This is a genomic window from Cellulomonas sp. KRMCY2 (genome assembly GCF_000526515.1).
GTDB lineage: Bacteria > Actinomycetota > Actinomycetes > Actinomycetales > Cellulomonadaceae > Actinotalea.
On record NZ_JAGF01000001.1, the window covers coordinates 3361558 to 3380458 of the forward strand.

Below are 18901 nucleotides of genomic sequence, written 5' to 3' on the forward strand. Positions count from 1 at the left end.
GGCGTGCACTGCCCGCCGGGCCTGTGGACAACCCGTTCGGGGGTCGCCGGGATGGTGGCATGGTCCGGTGACCGGTCCCGTGCTGCCCGAAGGTCTCGATGCCGCGCTCGCACGCGCAGGGTTCGGGCCCGTCCGCCTGCTCGGCTCGGCACCCGGCAGCGCCCGGTGGGTCACGCACAGCTCCGACGGGATCCGGTGGGTGGTCACCATCGTCGGCCCGGTGTCCGCCCGGCGTGCCGCCGACGTCCGTGACCGGCTCAGGCGCCTGAGCACGATCGATCACCCGCATCTTGCCCGCGTCGGACCGTTGCTCGAGCTCGGCCGGGGTGGCCTGGCGGTGCTGCACCAGGAGGTGCCGGGCACCGACCTGGCCACGGTGCGTGCCGGACGGGGTCCGTGGGCGGCCGGCGAGGTCGTCACCGTGGTGGTGCCGCTCGCCGAGGCGCTGGCGGCCCTGCACGCCGCCGGTCTGGCGCACGGGGACGTCGCCGCGGCGAACGTCGTGCTCGCGCCGGACGGGCGCGCGGTCCTGGTCGACCTCACCTGCGGCGACGACCCGGACGAGCGGGGGACACCGGGCGTGGCGGCTCCGGAGCGGTCCCGGGGCGCGCGACCCGCGGGCGACGTGCACGCGCTCGCCCGACTGGGGCTCCAGCTGCTCGCCCGGCCGACAGGTCGAGCACCGCAGGACGACGACCTGCGGTCGTCGGACGACCTCGACGACGCCGGTCGGGCACGGCTGGTCGCGTCGCTGACGGCGGCGACCGCCCTCGACCCGGACGATCGGCCCGATGCTGCCGGGCTGGCCGCAGCCGTCTACGCGACCTGCCGCCCGGTACCGGTAGACCTGCCGGACCCCGCTGTGCTGGCCCGGCTGGCGGTCCGGCGGGCCGCCGTCGGCCCCGGCGACGACCTGACCCAGCGCGTCCCGCCCCGTCCGGCCCGTGGCGCGCGGGGCAGGCACCGGCGGCGCGGTCGGCGTGGACTCGTCACAGCGGGCGGTGCCGCGCTGGTGATGGCCACCTGCGCCGCAGTCGTCGTTCTGGCGGGCCTCGACCCCACGGCGACCGGGGGATCGGACGGGCCTGAGCGGACGACCGACCCGGTGGCTGCCGCGATGCGCCTGACCGTCGACCGGGCCGAGGCGCTCGTCGACCAGGACGTGGCGTCGCTCGCGGCGGTGACCGTGCCCGGCTCGCCTGCGCGCGCGGCCGACCTGACGACCCTGCGTCGCCTGCGGGCGGCGGGTGTGCCCGGTGGACCGGTGCGTCTGGAGGTCGGGTCGGTGGCGTTGCTGCCGGTCGGACGCCAGGACGTCGGACGTGGCGTCGGTCACGCCCTCGGGTGTGCTCGGGTCCGGATCGTCGTGCACGTCACGACCGGGTCGGTCGTCGGCGGCCCGCCGGCCGGGACCGGTGCGGACCAGGCGGACCAGGCGGGTGTCGTCCTGGTCCTGCGGCGCGCGCAGGACGGCTGGCGGGTCAGCGAGGTCGGTGCGACCCGTTCGTCCGACCCGTGAGCCAGGCGGCGGCCCCGGCGAGGTCGGGGTGCACGTGCTCGTACCCGCTCGCGGTGAGCACGGTGGGCAGCGCGTGCTGGGAGGACAGCACGTCGTCGGCGAAGTCGCCGATGGCGACCTTGAGGGCGATCCGCGGGACACGCAGGACGCTCGGCCGGTGCAGCTCGCGCGCGACGGCGGCGACCACGTCGGACTGGCGCGCGGGCGAGGGCGCCGTGAGGTTCACCGGACCTCGGACGTCCGCGGTCAGCAGGTGCTCGATGGCCCCGACCTGGTCGGCGAGCGTGATCCAGCTCCACACGTTGCGACCGCTGCCGAGCGGGCCGCCGACGCCGAGCCGGAGCAGGGGCAGGAGCCGGCCGAACGACCCGCCGTCGCGGGCCATCACGATGCCGGTCCGCAGGTGGGCCACCCGGACACCGGCATGCTCTGCCGTCGCGGTCGCGGCCTCCCACGCCTGCACGACGTCGGGCAGGAACCCGACACCCGGCGAGGACGCCTCCGTGAGGATCTCGTCACCGCGATCGCCGTAGTAGCCGACGGCCGAGCCCTGGAGCAGGACCGCCGGTGCGCCGGCGGAGCCCGCGAGGTCAGCGAGCGTCCGTGCGATCAGGGCCGTCGGACCCGTGCGGGACTGGAGGATCTCCTGCCGGTACCGCGGTGTCCAGCGGTGGTCGCCGAGGCCGACCCCGCCGAGGTTCACCACGGCGTCGACGCCGCGCAGGTCCTCGGGAGCGAGCCGGCCCGCGGCCGGGTCCCACCCGATCTCGCGGGACGACGTCGGCTCGTGGCGGACCAGTCGTCGGGTGTGGTGGCCACGACGGGCCAGGTGCTCGACGAGGGCCGTGCCGATCAGACCGTGCGAACCCGCGATGACGACGTGCATGCGGCTCAGCGTAGGTCAGCCGGGAGGTGCATCTCATGACGCAGGCCCGGACAACCTTCGGTCCGGGCCTGCGTCATGGTGTCGACGTCGTCAGACGCCGACCTCCGACTCGAAGTCCGCGTCCTCGATGCGCCGCTTGACGGCCATGAGGTACCGCGACGCATCCGCCCCGTCCACCAGTCGGTGGTCGTAGGACAGCGCCAGGTAGCACATCGACCGGATGGCGATGTACTCGCCACCGTCCTCGTCCGTCGCGACGACCGGGCGCTTGACGATGCCGCCGGTGCCGAGGATGGCTGAGGTCCCGCCCGGCACGATCGGGGTGTCGAACAGGGCGCCACCCGAGCCCGTGTTCGTCACCGTGAAGGTCGCTCCGCTGAGCTCGTCCGGCGTCACCTTGTTCGCGCGGGTGCGCTCGGCGAGGTCGGCGATCTTGCGTGCGATGCCGGCCAGGTTGAGGTCACCGGCGCTGCGGATGACGGGCACGACGAGACCACGGTCGGTGTCCACCGCGATGCCGACGTTCTCCTCGCCGTGGTACGTGATCTGGTTCCCGTCGAGGAAGCCGTTGACCTTGGGGTGGGCCTTGAGCGCCTCGGTCGCCGCCAGGACGAAGAACGGCAGGTACGTGAGGTTGACGCCTTCACGAGCCCGGAAGTCGTTCTTCGCCCGGGCCCGCAGCCGCGCGACCTTGGTCACGTCGACCTCGACGATGGTGGTCAGCTGAGCCATGGAGTGGAGCGACTCGACCATCCGCGTGGCGATGACCTGGCGGAGGCGGCTCGCCTTCTCCGTCGTGCCGCGCAGCGGGGACACGGACGTCGCTGCTGCTGCCGGCCGGGGTGCGCTCGGTACAGCCGGGGGTGCGGCGGGCGCCGCTGCGGCCGCAGCAGCCTGAGCCTGCTCCTGCGCGGCTCGCGCCGCACGCTCCTGCTCGGCCTTGGCGGCCGCGTCCAGGACGTCCTCCTTGCGGATGCGTCCGCCGACGCCGGTACCGACGAGGGCCGCGAGATCGACCCCCTTCTCGGCTGCGAGCTTGCGCACCAACGGGGTCAGGTAGCCGCCCGCACCACCGGATGCCGTCGGCTGTGCCGATGCCACCGGCGTCGGTGCCTGCTGAGGCTCGGTCCGAGCCTCAGGCTGCGGCGCGACTGCCGGCGCGGTGGCGACCTCATCGCCGGCGCCGGTGTCGGACCGCTCCGGCTCGGCGACGGCTGCGGGCTCGACGGGCGCGGACTCGGGGGTCGACTCCGGTGCCGACGGCGCGGGTGCCCCGCCGGACGCACCGATCCGGGCCAGCGCGGTGCCCACCTCGACGGTCTCGTCCTCGGCGACCAGGATCTCGGTCAGCGTCCCCGCGAAGGGGGAGGGGATCTCGGTGTCGACCTTGTCGGTCGAGACCTCCAGCAGCGGCTCGTCCAGGGCGACCTCGTCGCCGACCTGCTTGAGCCATCGGGTCACGGTGCCCTCGGTCACGCTCTCGCCGAGCGCCGGCATCGTGACGTCCTGGCTCGGGCCGCCCGATGGCGCTGCGGGCGCCGCTGCGGGCGCTGCGGGCGCCTGCTCCTGGGTGGCCGCGGGCTGCGCCCAGGTCTCCTGGGGCGCGCTCTCGGGCACCTCGTCCGGGGCCTGGTCGGCAGCGGGAGCCTCGGCGGCAGGGGGCGCCTGCTCGGCGGACGGCTGCTCACCTGCATCGGCGGCCTGATCGGCCGAGCCGATCGTGGCCAGCGCGGTGCCCACCTCGACGGTCTCGTCCTCGGCGACCAGGATCTCGGTCAGCGTCCCCGCGAAGGGGGAGGGGATCTCGGTGTCGACCTTGTCGGTCGAGACCTCCAGCAGCGGCTCGTCCAGGGCGACCTCGTCGCCGACCTGCTTGAGCCATCGGGTCACGGTGCCCTCGGTCACGCTCTCGCCGAGCGCCGGCATCAGCACGGAGTCAGTCATGACCTCGCGTCTCCTTCGATCGGGTCAGTTGTGGGCGTGCAGGGGCTTGCCGGCGAGGGCCAGGAAGGCCTCACCGAGTGCCTCGTTCTGGGTGGGGTGCGCATGCACGAGGGACGCGACGTCCTCCGGGTAGGCCTCCCAGTTGACGATGAGCTGGCCTTCGCCGATGAGCTCGCCGACGCGGGCGCCGATCATGTGGACGCCCAGCACCGGGCCGTCCTTCTGGCGCACTAGCTTGACGAACCCGGCCGTCGCCAGGATCTGGCTCTTGCCGTTGCCGCCCAGGTTGTACTCGATCGTCTCGACGGCATCGTCACCGTAGAGCTCCTTCGCCTTGGCCTCGGTCAGACCGACGGAGCCGACCTCCGGCTCGGAGTAGGTCACCCGGGGGATGCCCGACTCGACGATCACCGGCGGGTTGAGGCCCGCGATCTGCTCGGCGACGAAGATGCCCTGGGCGAAGCCGCGGTGCGCGAGCTGGAGGCCCGGCACGATGTCGCCGACGGCGTAAATGTTCCCGACGCCGGTGTGCAGGCGCTCGTCGGTCAGGACGAACCCCCGGTCGAGGCGGACACCCTGCTCCGCATAGCCGAGGCCGTCGGTCCGTGGGCCGCGGCCGACCGCGACGAGCAACAGCTCGGCGTCGAACGTCGTGCCGTTCTCGAGCGCGACGTGGACACCGGCGTCGTCCTGGGTCACGCCCTGGAAGCGCACTCCGGTGGAGAACGCGATGCCGCGCTTGCGGAAGGCGCGCTCGAAGGCCTTGCTCACTGCCTCGTCCTCGTTCGGGACCAGGTGCGGCAGCGCCTCGACGATCGTGACGTCGACGCCGAAGGACCTCCAGACGCTGGCGAACTCCGAGCCGATCACGCCGCCACCGAGCACGATCGCGGAGGCCGGCACGTGGTCGAGGCTCAGGGCGCCGTCCGAGGTGATGACCCGGCCGCCGATCTCCAGGCCCGGCAGCGAGCGGGCGTACGAGCCGGTCGCCAGGACGATGTTTCGCCCGGTGTACCGCTGGCCGTCCACCTCGACGGTGTCCGCCGCGACGAGCGTGCCGTAGCCCGCGACGAACGTGATGCCGTGCGCCTTCACCAAACCCTGCAGGCCCTTGTAGAGACGGCCGACGACGCCCTCCTTGTAGGCGTTGACACCGGCCATGTCGATGCCCTCGAGCACCGCCTTGACGCCGAACCGCTCGCTCTCGCGAGCCGAGTCGGCGACCTCGGCCGCGTGCAGCAGGGCCTTGGTCGGGATGCAGCCGTTGTGCAGGCACGTCCCGCCCAGCTTGTCCGCCTCGATCAGGGCGACGGTCAGGCCGAGCTCGGTGGCGCGCAGGGCCGTGGCGTAGCCGCCGCTCCCTCCGCCCAGGACGACGATGTCGTAGACGGTGGGGCTGTCAGCCACGATGCGCTCTCCTCGGGACGTGATCGGCGGGGTGCTCGGGCCATCTTGTCATCACCTGCGCGCGGGCGGGAACCGGAACTCGGGGCGGCGCCTGTGATGCCGGCGACATTCATCCTATGTCTCGTCCGACCCTTACGCTCTGGGGATGGCTCTGTTCGGTAGACGACGCGCCCCGCACGGCGCGGAGGGTTCGGGGCGGCACGCCCAGCAGACGACGCTCGCGCACCTGACCGAGTTCGCCCGCTCGCGGGTGGGTGTCGAGGCCTACATCGAGCCGGTCACCAACGTGACCCAGACGACTGTCGTGCTGATCGCGATGACGGGGGAGTGGACCCGGCGCAAGGTCCCCGACCCGCGCACGGCGCGGGACATCGCCCGGCAGCTGGAGATCCCGGTCTACGACGTCCAGCTCACCGGCTACCCGTCGCGCATGCGCGAGTGGAACGCCCGGCAGCGTCCACGCTCGTCCTGAGCGACTCAGGACTCGAGCAGCGCCAGCAGCGTCCGGACACCGACGCCGGTGCCACCCACCGGGGTGTACCCGTGCGCAGAACCCTCGTTGAACGCCGGCCCGGCGATGTCCAGGTGCGCCCACGGCGTCGACCCGACGAACTCCCGCAGGAACAGGCCGGCGACCAGCATCCCGCCGAACCGCTCGCCGATGTTCGCGAGGTCGGCGACCTGCGACTTCAGGCTCGCGCGCAGCTCGGACGGCAGGGGCATCGGCCAGAACTGCTCGCCGGCCGTGTCCGCCGCCGCGACGACTGCGGCACGGACCTCGTCGGTGCCCATCACCGCGGACACGCGTGCACCGAGCGCCACCAGCTGGGCGCCGGTGAGGGTCGCGATGTCGACGACCGTGTCCGGCTTCTCCTCGCACGCCGCGACGAGGCCGTCGGCCAGGACCAGGCGGCCCTCGGCGTCGGTGTTGAGCACCTCGACAGTCGTCCCGCCGCGCTGGGTGATCACGTCGGACGGTCGTTGGGCGGTGCCCGACGGCATGTTCTCGGCGAGGCAGAGCCATCCGGTCACCTTGACCGGCAGCTCGAGGGCAGCGGCGGCCAGGACGGTGTGCAGCACGGCGGCGGCGCCGGCCATGTCGGACTTCATCGCCTCCATGCCCTTCGCCGGCTTGATCGACAGACCGCCGGAGTCGAACGTGATGCCCTTGCCGACCAGTGCGACGGATCGGCTCGGTCGCGCGGGCGACCAGACGACCTTGACCAGCCGGGGAGGTCGGGACGATCCCTGGCCGACGGCGACCAGCCCGCCGTAGCCGCCGGCCACGAGCGCCTTCTCGTCGAGCACCGTGACCTTGACCTTGGTGCCGCGGGTCGCAGCCCGTGCGGCGTCGGCGAAGGCGGCAGGGAAGAGGTCGATCGGCGCGGTGTTGACCAGGTCGCGGACCCCGTGCACGGCCGCGGCGACGACGGCAGCGCGCTCGACGGCGCGCTTGGCGGTGTTGTCCCTCGCCCGCGCGGTGATCAGCTCGATCCGTTCGGCGGGTGCCGCCCCGTCCTTGGCCTCGCGGTAGCGCGTGAAGGCGTACGCGCCGAGGAGCGCGCCCTCGGCGACGGCGGCGACCTCGGCCGTGTCGTGCGCGGGCAGTGCCAGGCCGATGGACCCGACGCCGGTCAGCTGGCGGGTCGCGGCGCCGGCCGCGCGGCGCAGCACCTCGTGCGACAGGGGTGCCACCTGCTCGCCGACGCCCACGAGAGCCAGGACGGGAGCGCTGACGGCCCCGCTCGTCGGCATCCGCAGGACGGCGTCGGCCTCGCCGGTCAGACCGAGCGCCCGGGCGGCCGAGGTCACCTGACTGCGCAGCTCCTTGGGCAGCGCGTCGTCGTCGAGCAGGGTGATCCCCGACGACGAGGAGGCGACGGCGACGACGAGGACGTCGACGGCCAGGCGGGCGGGGTGCTTGAGGGTCAGGCTCAGCGAAGGCACCCGTCGATGCTAGCCCCGCCCGACCAGGACCTTTCGCGCCGTATCCTCGTCGCCGTGTGGTTCCCCCTCGCCCTTGTCGTCGCCGTGCTCGCGCTGCTCCTTGCCGGGTGGGCCACCGTGCGGACGATCCGGGACCAGCCCGTGGTGCTGCGTCAGCTGTGGGGTGCGGCCGTGGTCGAGGCCGCCCTGCTGATCGAGGTCGTGATCGCGGTCGTGCTCGCCGTGAACGGCACGACGCCGGCCGACGTCCCGACCTTCTGGGGCTACCTGGTGACCACCCTGGTCATCCTGCCGGTCGCCGCGGCGTGGGCGTTCGCCGAGCGGACGAGGTGGAGCTCGGTCGTCCTGCTCGTCGCCGCCCTGACTGTCGCCTTCCTGCAGTACCGCCTGCTCCAGGTCTGGGCCGGCGCATGAGCGCGGACCGCACGAGCCTGAGCACGGCGAGCGGACCAGGGCGCGTCCTGGTGGCGGTGTACGGCGTGCTGGCGGTCGCCGCGACGGCCCGCTCGGCGGTGCAGATCGTGCGCGATCTCGACGAGGCGCCGTTGGCCTACCTGCTCTCGGCGGTGGCCGCGGCGGTCTACGTCCTGGCGACGGTCGCGCTGGCCAAGGGCACCGGGGGCTGGCGCGCGACGGCGTGGTCCGCGGTGAGCCTCGAGCTGACCGGCGTGCTCGTCGTCGGCGCCCTGTCCGTGGGTGCTCCCGAGCTGTTCGCCGACGCGACCGTGTGGTCGGGCTTCGGCTCCGGCTACGGCTACGTGCCCCTCGTCCTGCCGGCGCTCGGCCTGCTGTGGCTGTGGCGAACTCGGCCACGCTGGGCCGTCGACTCCCGATAGGTTGACGGGCGTGTACCGACTCCTCTTCAACCAGGTCTTCGTCCGGCTCGACCCCGAGCGGGCGCACGAGATCGCCTTCACCGGCATCCGGTTCGCCGCCGCGACGCCCGTCCTCGGAGCGGTGATCCGCAGGTTCCTCGCACCGCGGGGCACCTCGCCCGTGCAGGTCTTCGGCCGTGACGTCGCCGCGCCGTTCGGGCTGGCCGCGGGCTTCGACAAGAACGGCGTCGGGGTGCGCGGGCTGACGATGCTCGGTTTCTCCTACGTCGAGGTCGGCACCGTCACCGCGCACGCGCAGCCGGGCAACGAGCCGCCGCGCCTGTGGCGCGTGCTGGACCAGCGCGCCGTGCGCAACCGGATGGGCTTCAACAACGAGGGCGCTGCGGCCGTGGCGTCCCGGCTGCGGCGGCTGCGCCGCAACCCGTCCGGCCGGCGGCTCGTCGTCGGCGTGAACATCGGCAAGAGCAAGATCACCCCCGTGCAGGAGGCGGCCGCCGACTATGCGACGAGCACGTGGCTGCTCGCTCCGCTGGCCGACTACCTCGTGGTCAACGTCTCCTCGCCGAACACACCCGGCCTGCGCTCGCTGCAGGCCGTCGCCGAGCTCCGGCCGATCCTGGTCGCCGTGCAGGAGGCCGCCGACTCGGTGACCGAGCCGGGCAGCCTCCCGATCCTCGTCAAGATCGCCCCCGACCTGCCCGACGAGGACGTCGACGCGGTCGCCGACCTCGTCGCGGAGCTCGGTCTCGCCGGCGTCGTCGCGGTGAACACCACGATCGCGCACGACCTGGGCGAGGGGGGACTGTCCGGTCCGCCGCTGCTGCCCCGGGGCCTCGAGGTGGTCACCCGGCTGCGCGCCCGCCTCGGCGCCGGGCCGACGATCATCGGTGGCGGTGGCATCACGACCGCCGACGACGCACGCGCGTACCTGCGTGCGGGCGCCGACCTCGTGCAGGGCTACACGGGCTTCATCTATGAGGGCCCGTTCTGGGCCTCGCGGGTCAACCGTGAGCTCGAGCGCTCCGGACGCCGGGCCACGGTGCCTGCGTGATGGCCCGCACCAGCTGGGACTGGCAGTTCCTCGACGCCGAGGAGCACCTGCTCGACCGCCCGCTGAGCCCGGCGTTCACCACCAGGTTCGACGCCGAGGCGTGGCTGGGCGAGCACTGGCAGAGCCTCGCCGCCCAGGGGGTCGCCACTGCGCGGCTCACCCAGCAGGGGCAGCTGATCGGCGTGCCGGTGCCGCTGGTCCGCTCCTGATCGGCGTGGCCCGTCGGATCCCGCAGCTGGCCGTCGGCCTGGTGCTCTACGCCGCGTCGGTGGCGGCCCTGGTGCACTCCGGTCTCGGCAACATGCCCTGGGACGTGCTGAGCCAGGGCGTCGCGCGGCAGGTGGGCTGGAGCCTCGGCACCGCGACCCTCGTCCTGAGCGTCGTGGTGCTGCTGTGCTGGGTCCCGCTGCGACAGCGACCGGGCGCCGGCACCGTCGCGAACGTGCTGGTGATCGGTCTGCTCATCGACCCGTTCATGGCGCTGCTCGCCCTCACTGCCCGCCCCGCTGCCACTCTGGGCCGCGGTCGCGCTCGTCTCGGGCGGCATCGCCCTCAACGGGCTGGCGACGGCGCTGTACATCGGGGCGCGGATGGGCCCTGGGCCGCGGGACGGGCTGATGACGGGCCTGGTGGCCCGCACCGGCGGGTCCGTGCGGGCGATCCGGGCGGCCATCGAGGTCACGGTGGTCCTCGGCGGCTGGCTCCTCGGCGGCACCGTCGGGTTCGGCACCCTGGCCTACGCGCTGGCCATCGGCCCGCTCGCGCACACCCTGATGCCGCGGTTCGCGGCGCCCCCGACGGGCGGCGCGAACCGCGGCCCGGACACCGACGAGGCGGTCGAGCTGCTCGTCGGGTCCGGGGCCGAGGGGTCCGCGGCCGAGGTACCTGCGGCGGAGGGCTGAACCGAGCGGGTGTGCTGCTCGCGCAGCGCGTCAGGCGGGGCGGCCCGCCGGCGCCTGCTCGGCCGTCCTTGCGGGGTCGGTCTCGGTGACGCCTGCGAGCAGCGACTCGATCTGCGCCATGACCACCGGCGGCAGGGTCACCCCGGAGGCCTTGGCGTTCTCCGCGACCTGCTCGGGGCGGGAGGCACCGATGATCGCAGCGGCGACGTTGTCGTTCTGCAGCACCCAGGCGACGGCCAGCTGGGCCATCGACAGGCCGAGGTCCGCCGCGACGGGGACGAGCCCCTGGACCGCCGTGAGCACGTCGTCGCGCAGGAAGCCGCCGATCATCCGGGCGCCGCCCTTGTCGTCGGTCGCGCGGCTCCCGGAGGGCAGGTTCTCGCCGGGCGCGTACTTGCCGGTCAGCACGCCCTGGGCCACCGGCGACCAGACGATCTGCGAGACGCCGAGTGCACGCGAGGTCGGGACGACCTCGTCCTCGATGACGCGCCAGAGCATCGAGTACTGCGGCTGGTTGGAGATCAGCTGGAAGCCCAGCTCGGTCGCGAGAGCGTGCCCGGCCTCGATCTGGTCGGCCGTCCACTCCGAGACGCCGATGTACAGCGCCTTGCCCTGCCGCACGACGTCGGCGAAGGCCTGCATCGTCTCGACGAGCGGCGTCTCGGTGTCGAACCGGTGCGCCTGGTAGACGTCGACGTAGTCCGTGCGCAGGCGCCGCAGCGAGCCGTGGATCGACTCCATGATGTGCTTGCGGGACAGTCCGACGTCGTTCGGCCCCTTCGGGCCGGTCGGGAAGTACACCTTCGTCAGGATCTCCAGCGACGCACGTCGCTGACCGGCGAGCGCGTCCCCCAGGACGGTCTCGGCGGCCGTGTTGGCGTAGACGTCAGCGGTGTCGAAGGTGGTGATGCCCACGTCGAGGGCGGCATGCACGCACGCGGTGGCGGCCTCGTTCTCGACCTGCGAGCCGTGGGTGAGCCAGTTGCCGTAGGCGATCTCGGAGACCTTGAGACCGCTGTTGCCGAGGTATCGATGGTTGACCATCGCCCCAGCCTACGAGGGGAACTCGCCGCGCTTCACCTGCGGCTTGGGCAGCCTGGTCCGGCGCATCTGGAACGCGCGCAGGACGCCGTACATGAGCGAGCCGCGCGGGACCTTGTCGCCGAACCGTGCCTCGAGCTTGCGCTTGAGGAGGCGGCGCAGGATGAGGGCATCGATCACCACGGCCGCGACGATCAGGTACAGCAGAGCGATGACGATGATGCCGGCCGTGACGTTGCCGCTGGTCAGCAGGGTCGCGAAGACCACCCCGAGCGAGACCGGCAGGAAGTACTCGCCGAGGCTCCGGCGGGCGTCGACGAAGTCGCGGATCCAGCGCTTGACCGGGCCCTTGTCGCGGATCGGCAGGTAGCGCTCGTCACCGGTCTGCATCGCCTGGTACTCGCGGTCGCGCGTCTCCTTGGCGGTCGCACGCTGGGCGCGCGCCGCCTGCTTGCGATCGACCGCACCGAGCGGGTGCCGGCGGGCAGCCTCCGACTCCTTGCGCTTGGGCGTGGCGTGCCCCTTGCCTGACACCGCAGCCGGGGGAACCTCGGCGGGCGTGGCGGGGGAGTCGGACCGGTTTCGGGAGAACACGTGCTCAGGGTAGTCGAGCACGCGGGTAGCGTAGGACGACGTGACCGACGAGCCGCGCCCGCAGACCCCTCCTCCCGCAACGACGTCCGTGGGCGAGCTGCGCCGCCGTGTCGCGGCCGCCTTCCCGGCACTGCGCAGCGATCTCGAGGCGCTCGTGCGCATCCCGAGCGTCTCGAACCCGGCGTTCGACCAGGCGCACCTCGCCGCGAGTGCCGCCGCTGTCGCCGACCTCCTGCGCGGCGTCGGCATGGCGCAGGTCCAGGTCCTGACCGCGACGAACCCCGACGGCCTGGTCAGCCGGCCCGCCGTCGTGGCCCGGCGGCCTGCGCCGGCCGGCGCACCGACCGTCCTGCTCTACGCGCACCACGACGTCCAGCCGCCCGGCGCGGCCGATGCGTGGCAGACCGACCCGTACGAGCCGACCGAGCGTGGCGGGCGGCTCTACGGCCGGGGCGCGGCCGACGACAAAGCGGGCGTCATCGCCCACGTCGGTGCCCTGCGGGTGCTCGGCGACGAGCTCGGCGTCGGCGTCACCGTGTTCGTCGAGGGCGAGGAGGAGGTCGGCTCGCCCACCTTCGTCGCCTTCCTCACCGAGCACCGCGACCTGCTCGCGGCCGATGTCATCGTCGTGGCGGACTCGGCGAACTGGAAGGTCGGGGTCCCGGGGCTGACGACGAGCCTGCGAGGGCTCGTGGACTGCGACGTCGAGGTCGCGGTGCTCGAGCACGCGGTCCACTCGGGCATGTTCGGCGGCCCGATCCTGGACGCACCGACGCTGCTCGCCCGGCTGATCGCCACGCTCCACGACGACGCGGGCGACGTCGCCGTGCAGGGTCTCGTCACCGCACCGGAACCGACCGTCGACTATGACGAGGCCGACTTCCGCGCCGACGCGGCGGTCCTTCCCGGGGTGCGGCTCGCCGGTACCGGAACGCTCACCGGACGGCTCTGGACGAAGCCGGCGCTGTCGGTGATCGGCTTCGACGCGACGAGCGTCGCGCACGCGTCGAACACGATCGCGCCGACCGCCACGGCGAAGCTCTCGCTGCGGATCCCGCCCGGGCAGGACCCTGACGCCGCCGCGGACGCGCTGCGCACGCACCTGGAGACGCACGCCCCGTTCGGTGCGCGGGTGACCGTGCGCGACGGCGACCGCGGCAAGGCCTTCCAGGCGCCGGCGGACTCGGCTGCGATGCGGACGGCGCGCGGTGCCTTCGCCGACGCGTGGGGCACCGAGCCCGTCGACATCGGTCTCGGCGGGTCGATCCCGTTCATCGCCGACCTGCTCGACGTGTTCCCCGACGCCGCGATCCTGGTGACCGGCGTCGAGGACCCTGACTCGCGGGCGCACAGCGGCAACGAGTCGGTCCACCTGGGCGAGCTCGAGAAGGTCGTGCTCGCGGAGGTGCTCCTGCTGAGCAGGCTCGCGACCTCCTGAGCGGACCGTCCGATCACCCGGACCGTCCGATCACACCGGACCGTCCGATCACACCGGAGGGGCCGGGTCGTACTGGATCCCGCGCCGGACCGCGCGCGCCTCCTCGACGGAGTCGAGCCGGGCGACCAGGTGCAGAGCCATGTCGATCCCGGCCGAGACCCCGGCAGACGTCACGACGTCGCCGTCGTCGACGAACCGCGCCTCGGTGTCTGCGAGCACGCTGCGATCGATCATCGCGAGCTCGTCGAAGGCGTTCCAGTGGGTCGTCGCCGGGCGGCCGGCGAGCAGACCTGCCGCCGCGAGCACCAGCGCCCCGGTGCACACCGACGCGATCAGGGGCGTCTGCACGCGCATCGTGCGGACCCAGTCGAGGTGCTCGCTGTCCCGCGTCAGCGGTCGGGTGCCCCGACCGCCCGGGTAGACGAGCACATGCAGCGGACCGACGTCCTGGGTCGAGCGCTCCGGGACCAGGCGCAGACCCTTGGCGCAGCGCACGCCGGCGCCGTCGGCGGAGAAGGTGACCACCTCGGGGCGGAGCGCCGAGTGACCCGCCCACCAGGTCAGGACCTCGTAGGGACCGACGATGTCGAGCTCCTCGGCGTCGTCGAACACGAAGATGCCCACCCGGAGCGGTCGCTGGGTCCCCACCTCGAACGCCTCCTCACACCGCCGGCAGCGCCAGCATCTGGTCGAGGGCCGCGCGCGCCCAGCGGGCGTCGTCGGCATCCACGACGATCCGGTTGACGGTCCGTCCGTCGACGAGCGACTCCATGGTCCACACCAGGTGCGGCAGGTCGATGCGGTTCATCGTCGAGCAGAAGCACACCGTCGAGTCGAGGTAGTGCACGTTCAGCTCCGGGTGGGCCGCAGCGAGCCGGCGCACGAGGTTCAGCTCGGTCCCGATCGCCCAGGACGAGCCAGGCTCGGCCGCATCGAGCGCGCGCACGATGTACTCGGTCGAGCCGACCAGGTCGGCGGCCGTGACCACCTCGTGGGTGCACTCGGGGTGCACCAGGACGTTGACCCCGGGGATGGCGGCGCGCACGTCGGCGACGTTGCGGGCCGAGAACCGGCCGTGCACCGAGCAGTGCCCTCGCCACAGGATCACGCGGGCCTCGTCGAGCTCACGTTCGGTCAGGCCGCCGCCGGGCCGGCGCGGGTCGAACACGACGCAGTCGTCGAGCGAGAGGCCGAGCTGCAGGACGGCGGTGTTGCGGCCCAGGTGCTGGTCGGGCATGAAGAGCACCTTGCCGCTGCCGTCCAGGCCGCCCATCCGGTCGAAGGCCCAGCGGAGAGCGACCTGGGCGTTGGACGAGGTGCAGACCGTGCCGCCGTGCCGCCCCGTGAACGCCTTGATCGCCGCGGTGGAGTTCATGTAGGTGACCGGGACGGTCTGCTCGGCGACCCCGGCGTCGGCCAGCGTGTCCCAGGCCTCCTCGACCTGTCCGATCGCGGCCATGTCGGCCATCGAGCACCCCGCGGCGAGGTCGGGCAGGAGCACCGCCTGGTCGTCGGCCGTCAGGATGTCCGCGGACTCGGCCATGAAGTGCACGCCGCAGAAGATGACGTGCGAGGCGTCCGGGCGCGCGGCAGCCTCGCGCGCGAGCTTGAAGGAGTCCCCGGTCACGTCGGCGAAGGCGATGACCTCGTCGCGCTGGTAGTGGTGGCCGAGCACGAAGACCTGGTCGCCCAGGGTGGCTCGGGCCGCGCGGGCCCGCTCGACGAGATCCGGGTCGCTCGCGGCGGGGAGGTCGCCGACGCACTCGACCCCACGCTCCGAGGCGAGGTCCGACCGCCGGCCGAGGAGCAGCAGCGCGGGGGACGGCGACGGCTCGGCGAACTCAGGTGCGGCTGACGGCATGGTGCTCACGCGCCCATGTTCCCACAAGCCGCATTCGGGACCTCGGCCGCGCCGCGCCCCGCGCGGAGACCCGCTCTCGGAGCAGGTGGGCCCGGCTCGTCCCGCGTGCGGAGCCTCGTCCGCGGACGTCGACAGTGCTCGGCAGAGGGCAGGATGACGTCGTGCGCATCCTCGTTGCCCCTGACTGCTTCACCGGGACCCTCACCGCCCGCCAGGCCGCCGACGCGATCGCGGACGGCTGGTCGCGGGGTGCGCCGCACGACGACGTGACGGTGCTCCCGTTGGCGGACGGCGGCCCCGGTTTCGTCGAGACGGTGCACGCGGGCCTCGGTGGGGAGCTCGTCCCGATCACGGTCGGTGGACCGCTCGGTGAGCCGACGGCCGCGCTCGTGCTGCTCGTGGACGGTCCGTCCGGGCGGGCCGCCTACCTCGAGTCGGCACATGCGGTGGGGCTGCACCTGGTGCCGGCCGCCCGGCGCGACCCCACCCGGACGACCTCGATCGGCGTCGGCGAGCTGCTGCGCGCGGCGCTCGACCTCGGCGCACGGCGGGTCGTCGTCGGGCTGGGCGGCTCGGCGACCAACGACGCCGGCGCCGGGATGCTCGCCGGTCTCGGGGTGGGCGGCCTGATCCTGCGCGGCGGTGGTGGCGGTCTCGGCGGCGTCCGGCTCGAGGACCTCGCCGGTCTCGCCGAGCTGCGACGCGAGCTCGCCGGTGTGGACCTCGTGATCGCGACCGACGTCGACGTCCCGCTCCTCGGCCTGCACGGCGCCAGTGCCGGGTTCGCGGCGCAGAAGGGTGCCACCGCCGAGCAGGCCCAGGAGCTCGAGCGCGCACTCGGCAGCTTCGCGCAGGTCGTGGGCCAGGCCGTCGCCGCCGACGGGACGCGACGGGACCTGCTGGCCGCGCCGGCCCGTCCCGCGTCGACCAGCGGTGCGCTGATCGGCTCGCCGCTGGCCCCCGAGCACGGCGGGCACCACCACCACGGCGCCGCAGGGGGCGACCGGACCCTGGCGCAGCTCCCCGGCGGCGGCGCCGCCGGTGGCCTCGGCTTCGGTCTGGCGGTCCTCGGCGGCCGGGTACTGCCCGGCGCGCAGGTGGTCGCCGAGTCCGTCGGCCTGGCCGAGCACGTCGCCCGGTCCGACATCGTCGTGACCGGGGAAGGCGCGCTGGACTGGCAGTCCCTGCACGGCAAGGTGGTGTCGGCGGTCGCGGCGCAGGGCGTCGCACACGGGATCCCGGTGGTCGTCGTCGCCGGGCAGGTGCTGATCGGCCGGCGGGAGTGGTCCGCGGCCGGGATCGCTGCTGCCTACGCCGTCGCCGAACGACCGGATCAGGTCGCAGCCGCACAGAGGGATCCGGTCGCCACGCTCGCCGCGCGGGCCGAACGGGTGGCTCGGACCTGGTCCCGATGACCCGGTCGGGGTGACGACGTACCCTTGACGGGAACACGCGTCGCGCGCGCCTTGTTGGCGCTGTCGAGAGCATCCAGAACCTGAGCAGCACCCGAGATCCCGCGGAGAGACCATGAGCGAGACCACCGAGACCGCTACCCACGGCGTCGAGCTGAGCGACGTCGCCGCAGGCAAGGTGCGCGCCCTGCTGGAGCAGGAGGGCCGTGACGACCTGCGACTGCGGGTCGCCGTGCAGCCTGGCGGCTGCTCGGGCCTGATCTACCAGCTGTACTTCGACGAGCGTGTGCTCGACGGCGACGCGATCCGCAGCTACGACGGCGTCGAGGTGGTCGTCGACCGGATGAGCGTCCCGTACCTCGACGGCGCCACGATCGACTTCGCGGACACGATCGAGAAGCAGGGCTTCACGATCGACAACCCGAACGCCGGCAGCTCGTGCGCGTGCGGCGGGTCGTTCGCCTGATCGGCTGATGCTCGACGCAGGGCCGGTGCCGTGACGGCACCGGCCCTTCGTGTCGTCCGTCGAGGCCGATCGCTCAGCCTGCGGGCGAGGCGATGCGGATCGTCGTGGCGAACGCCTCGACGGGGGCCGGCGGCGTGCCCGGTGCGCGATCGGCCGATCCACCGTCGGGCTGCAGGTCGGCCGGCTCGGTGTCGACCGCGACCGTGCCGATCAGTGCGTGCCCACGCATGCGGGCCCACGCCGGCAGGTCGTGACGGGCCGCCGGATCCGTCCACAGGATCGTGACGAGCGAGCCGGGGGGCGCGCCACGGGCCGCCGCAGCGGCCCGGATCACCGGCAGCGGGCAGCGCAGGCCACGAGCGTCGACGACGGTCTCCGCGGTCACAGGCCCACCGCACCGATCATCCGCCGGACGTGCGCGACGGCGTCGGGCAGGGCTGCGCAGAAGCGGTCCACGTCGTCCTGGGTGGTCTCGCGGGGCAGTGCCAGCCGGACGTTGCCGTGGGTCAGCACGCCCATGGCGGCAAGCACGTGGCTCGGTTCGAGGGTGCTCGACGTGCAGGCGGACCCCGAGCCCACGGCGAACCCGCGGCGGTCGAGCTCGGTGACGAGCGCCTCCCCGTCGACGTACAGGCAGGAGAAGGTCACGACGTGCGGCAGCCGTGCGTCCGGGTCGCCGACGACCTCGACGTCGGGGACCTCGGCGGCAACCCGCGCACGCACCTGGGCCACCATGGCCCGGCGCCGGGTGTCGGCCGCCTGGCGGTCGGCCAGCACCGCCTGCAGTGCGGCGGCCGCGCCGAACGCGGCCGGGACGCTCACCCCGCCCGGGAACCACGCGTCGTCGTCCGGCGGGCCCACCGGGGCGGTCCGCACGCGCGAGCGGACGGCGAGCACCGCGACGCCTGCCGGTCCGCCCCAGTCGCCCGGGTCCGCCGCGAGCAGGTCCCAGGCCTGACCGACCTCGACGTGGCCGACCCCGGCGCCGGCGTCGACCAGGAGCGGGACGCCGGCGGCCAGGGCCGCCTCGTGGGCACTCTCGAGCGGCTGGAGCGTGCCCACCTCAGGGTTGGCGTGCTGCAGGGCCGCGATCGCGACGCCGGGTTCTGCCACGGCACGCGTCCATCCCGTCAGGTCGACCCGGCCGGTGCGGTCGACCGGGACCACCTCGGTGCCGTCCGGGGCGACGAACCGGGCGGCGGACAGCACGGCGGCGCGTTCGACCGCCGACACGACGGCTCGCGAGCCGACGCGCCGACGGCCACGGGCGACGCCCTGCACTGCCGCGTGCAGGCTCGCGGTGTGACTCGGGGCCAGGTGCACCTCTTCGGTGCGGCACCCGAGCGCGTCGGCGAAGACCTGGCGGGCGTTGTCGAGGAGCAGCTGCGCCCGGCGGCCCTCGGCGTGCAGCCGGCGCGGATCCGCCCAGCCCTCGGCCAGAGCGGCGTCGTAGGCCGTGCGACCGGCCGGGTGCACGGGAGCGCGGCCACCTGCGTCGAGGAAGGTGCGGTGCGGTGCGTCCACGTCGCCACGGTAGCGGCCACGACGGAACGAGCACGCATGACGTCGAGCGCGCGCTACGCTGGTGCCCACCAGA

At 73.6% G+C, this 18901-nt stretch carries 20 protein-coding genes; 10 read left to right on the forward strand and 10 right to left on the reverse strand.

The window, feature by feature from the left end; genetic code table 11:
• Nucleotides 1-67 precede the first annotated feature (67 nt).
• Complete coding sequence (locus tag K415_RS22965; protein ID WP_024288015.1) at nucleotides 68-1519, forward strand: hypothetical protein; 1452 nt, start codon at nucleotides 68-70, stop codon at nucleotides 1517-1519.
• Here the strand turns inward: K415_RS22965 and K415_RS0115815 are convergent.
• The 3 genes from K415_RS0115815 to lpdA form a co-directional block, all read right to left on the reverse strand.
• Nucleotides 1482-2405 (reverse strand): TIGR01777 family oxidoreductase, encoded by a 924-nt coding sequence (locus K415_RS0115815; protein WP_024288016.1) that lies wholly within the window; start codon nucleotides 2403-2405, stop codon nucleotides 1482-1484. The two genes, K415_RS22965 and K415_RS0115815, sit on opposite strands and share 38 nt — an antisense overlap.
• Nucleotides 2406-2495: 90 nt before the next feature.
• Entirely contained in the window at nucleotides 2496-4349 is a 1854-nt protein-coding gene (sucB, locus tag K415_RS0115820; RefSeq protein WP_024288017.1) for a 2-oxoglutarate dehydrogenase, E2 component, dihydrolipoamide succinyltransferase, read from the reverse strand.
• Nucleotides 4350-4373: 24 nt separating this feature from the next.
• Nucleotides 4374-5756, reverse strand: a complete 1383-nt coding sequence (gene lpdA, locus K415_RS0115825; protein ID WP_024288018.1) for a dihydrolipoyl dehydrogenase — start codon at nucleotides 5754-5756, stop codon at nucleotides 4374-4376.
• Between the two features lie 145 nt (nucleotides 5757-5901).
• Here lpdA and K415_RS0115830 point away from each other — a divergent pair, with 145 nt between their 5' ends.
• Nucleotides 5902-6228, forward strand: a complete 327-nt coding sequence (locus K415_RS0115830; RefSeq protein ID WP_024288019.1) for a hypothetical protein — start codon at nucleotides 5902-5904, stop codon at nucleotides 6226-6228.
• A gap of 5 nt (nucleotides 6229-6233) precedes the next feature.
• Here K415_RS0115830 and K415_RS0115835 read toward each other — a convergent pair whose 3' ends face one another.
• Nucleotides 6234-7703, reverse strand: a complete 1470-nt coding sequence (locus K415_RS0115835; protein ID WP_029663935.1) for a leucyl aminopeptidase — start codon at nucleotides 7701-7703, stop codon at nucleotides 6234-6236.
• A 54-nt stretch (nucleotides 7704-7757) separates the two neighbouring features.
• On the opposite strand from K415_RS0115835, the gene K415_RS0115840 reads away from it, so the two are divergent.
• The 5 genes from K415_RS0115840 (at nucleotide 7758) to K415_RS24765 (ending at nucleotide 10492) form a co-directional block, all read left to right on the forward strand.
• Nucleotides 7758-8117 (forward strand): hypothetical protein, encoded by a 360-nt coding sequence (locus tag K415_RS0115840; protein WP_024288020.1) that lies wholly within the window; start codon nucleotides 7758-7760, stop codon nucleotides 8115-8117.
• Nucleotides 8114-8539, forward strand: a complete 426-nt coding sequence (locus K415_RS22085) for a hypothetical protein (protein ID WP_024288021.1) — start codon at nucleotides 8114-8116, stop codon at nucleotides 8537-8539. Before K415_RS0115840 ends, K415_RS22085 begins: the two co-directional genes overlap by 4 nt.
• A 10-nt stretch (nucleotides 8540-8549) precedes the next feature.
• Nucleotides 8550-9590: a quinone-dependent dihydroorotate dehydrogenase gene (locus K415_RS0115850; RefSeq protein WP_024288022.1), complete on the forward strand. Its 1041-nt coding sequence runs from the start codon at nucleotides 8550-8552 to the stop codon at nucleotides 9588-9590.
• Complete coding sequence (locus K415_RS22090) at nucleotides 9590-9799, forward strand: hypothetical protein (RefSeq protein WP_034661339.1); 210 nt, start codon at nucleotides 9590-9592, stop codon at nucleotides 9797-9799. Before K415_RS0115850 ends, K415_RS22090 begins: the two co-directional genes overlap by 1 nt.
• 408 nt (nucleotides 9800-10207) lie before the next feature.
• The gene (locus K415_RS24765; protein ID WP_024288025.1) at nucleotides 10208-10492 is read left to right on the forward strand and encodes a hypothetical protein; all 285 of its coding nucleotides are present in this window, start codon (nucleotides 10208-10210) and stop codon (nucleotides 10490-10492) included.
• Between the two features lie 30 nt (nucleotides 10493-10522).
• Here the strand turns inward: K415_RS24765 and K415_RS0115865 are convergent, their stop codons facing one another.
• Together K415_RS0115865 and K415_RS0115870 are read right to left on the reverse strand one after the other, a co-directional pair.
• The gene (locus tag K415_RS0115865) at nucleotides 10523-11536 is read right to left on the reverse strand and encodes an aldo/keto reductase family protein (protein ID WP_024288026.1); all 1014 of its coding nucleotides are present in this window, start codon (nucleotides 11534-11536) and stop codon (nucleotides 10523-10525) included.
• 9 nt (nucleotides 11537-11545) lie between these two features.
• Complete coding sequence (locus tag K415_RS0115870; RefSeq protein WP_231494918.1) at nucleotides 11546-12148, reverse strand: DUF3043 domain-containing protein; 603 nt, start codon at nucleotides 12146-12148, stop codon at nucleotides 11546-11548.
• 19 nt (nucleotides 12149-12167) lie between these two features.
• Here K415_RS0115870 and K415_RS0115875 point away from each other — a divergent pair, with 19 nt between their 5' ends.
• On the forward strand, nucleotides 12168-13565 hold the full coding sequence (locus K415_RS0115875) for a dipeptidase (protein ID WP_024288028.1): 1398 nt from the start codon (nucleotides 12168-12170) through the stop codon (nucleotides 13563-13565).
• 48 nt (nucleotides 13566-13613) lie between these two features.
• On the opposite strand, the gene K415_RS0115880 is transcribed toward K415_RS0115875, so the two are convergent.
• Nucleotides 13614-14213, reverse strand: coding sequence for a DJ-1/PfpI family protein (locus K415_RS0115880; protein ID WP_024288029.1), 600 nt, complete (start codon nucleotides 14211-14213; stop codon nucleotides 13614-13616).
• 13 nt (nucleotides 14214-14226) lie between these two features.
• On the reverse strand, nucleotides 14227-15426 hold the full coding sequence (nadA, locus tag K415_RS0115885) for a quinolinate synthase NadA (RefSeq protein ID WP_029663938.1): 1200 nt from the start codon (nucleotides 15424-15426) through the stop codon (nucleotides 14227-14229).
• 161 nt (nucleotides 15427-15587) lie between these two features.
• Between nadA and K415_RS0115890 the strand changes: the two genes are divergently transcribed.
• Entirely contained in the window at nucleotides 15588-16841 is a 1254-nt protein-coding gene (locus K415_RS0115890) for a glycerate kinase (protein ID WP_024288031.1), read from the forward strand.
• A gap of 112 nt (nucleotides 16842-16953) precedes the next feature.
• Nucleotides 16954-17304 (forward strand): iron-sulfur cluster assembly accessory protein, encoded by a 351-nt coding sequence (locus tag K415_RS0115895; RefSeq protein ID WP_024288032.1) that lies wholly within the window; start codon nucleotides 16954-16956, stop codon nucleotides 17302-17304.
• Between the two features lie 73 nt (nucleotides 17305-17377).
• On the opposite strand, the gene K415_RS23615 is transcribed toward K415_RS0115895, so the two are convergent.
• Nucleotides 17378-17689, reverse strand: coding sequence for a sulfurtransferase TusA family protein (locus tag K415_RS23615; protein WP_024288033.1), 312 nt, complete (start codon nucleotides 17687-17689; stop codon nucleotides 17378-17380).
• A complete protein-coding gene (locus tag K415_RS0115905; RefSeq protein WP_024288034.1) occupies nucleotides 17686-18828 on the reverse strand; it encodes a cysteine desulfurase family protein in 1143 nt (380 codons plus the stop codon). The genes K415_RS23615 and K415_RS0115905 overlap by 4 nt, the downstream gene beginning before the upstream one ends.
• Between the last annotated feature and the right edge of the window lie 73 nt (nucleotides 18829-18901).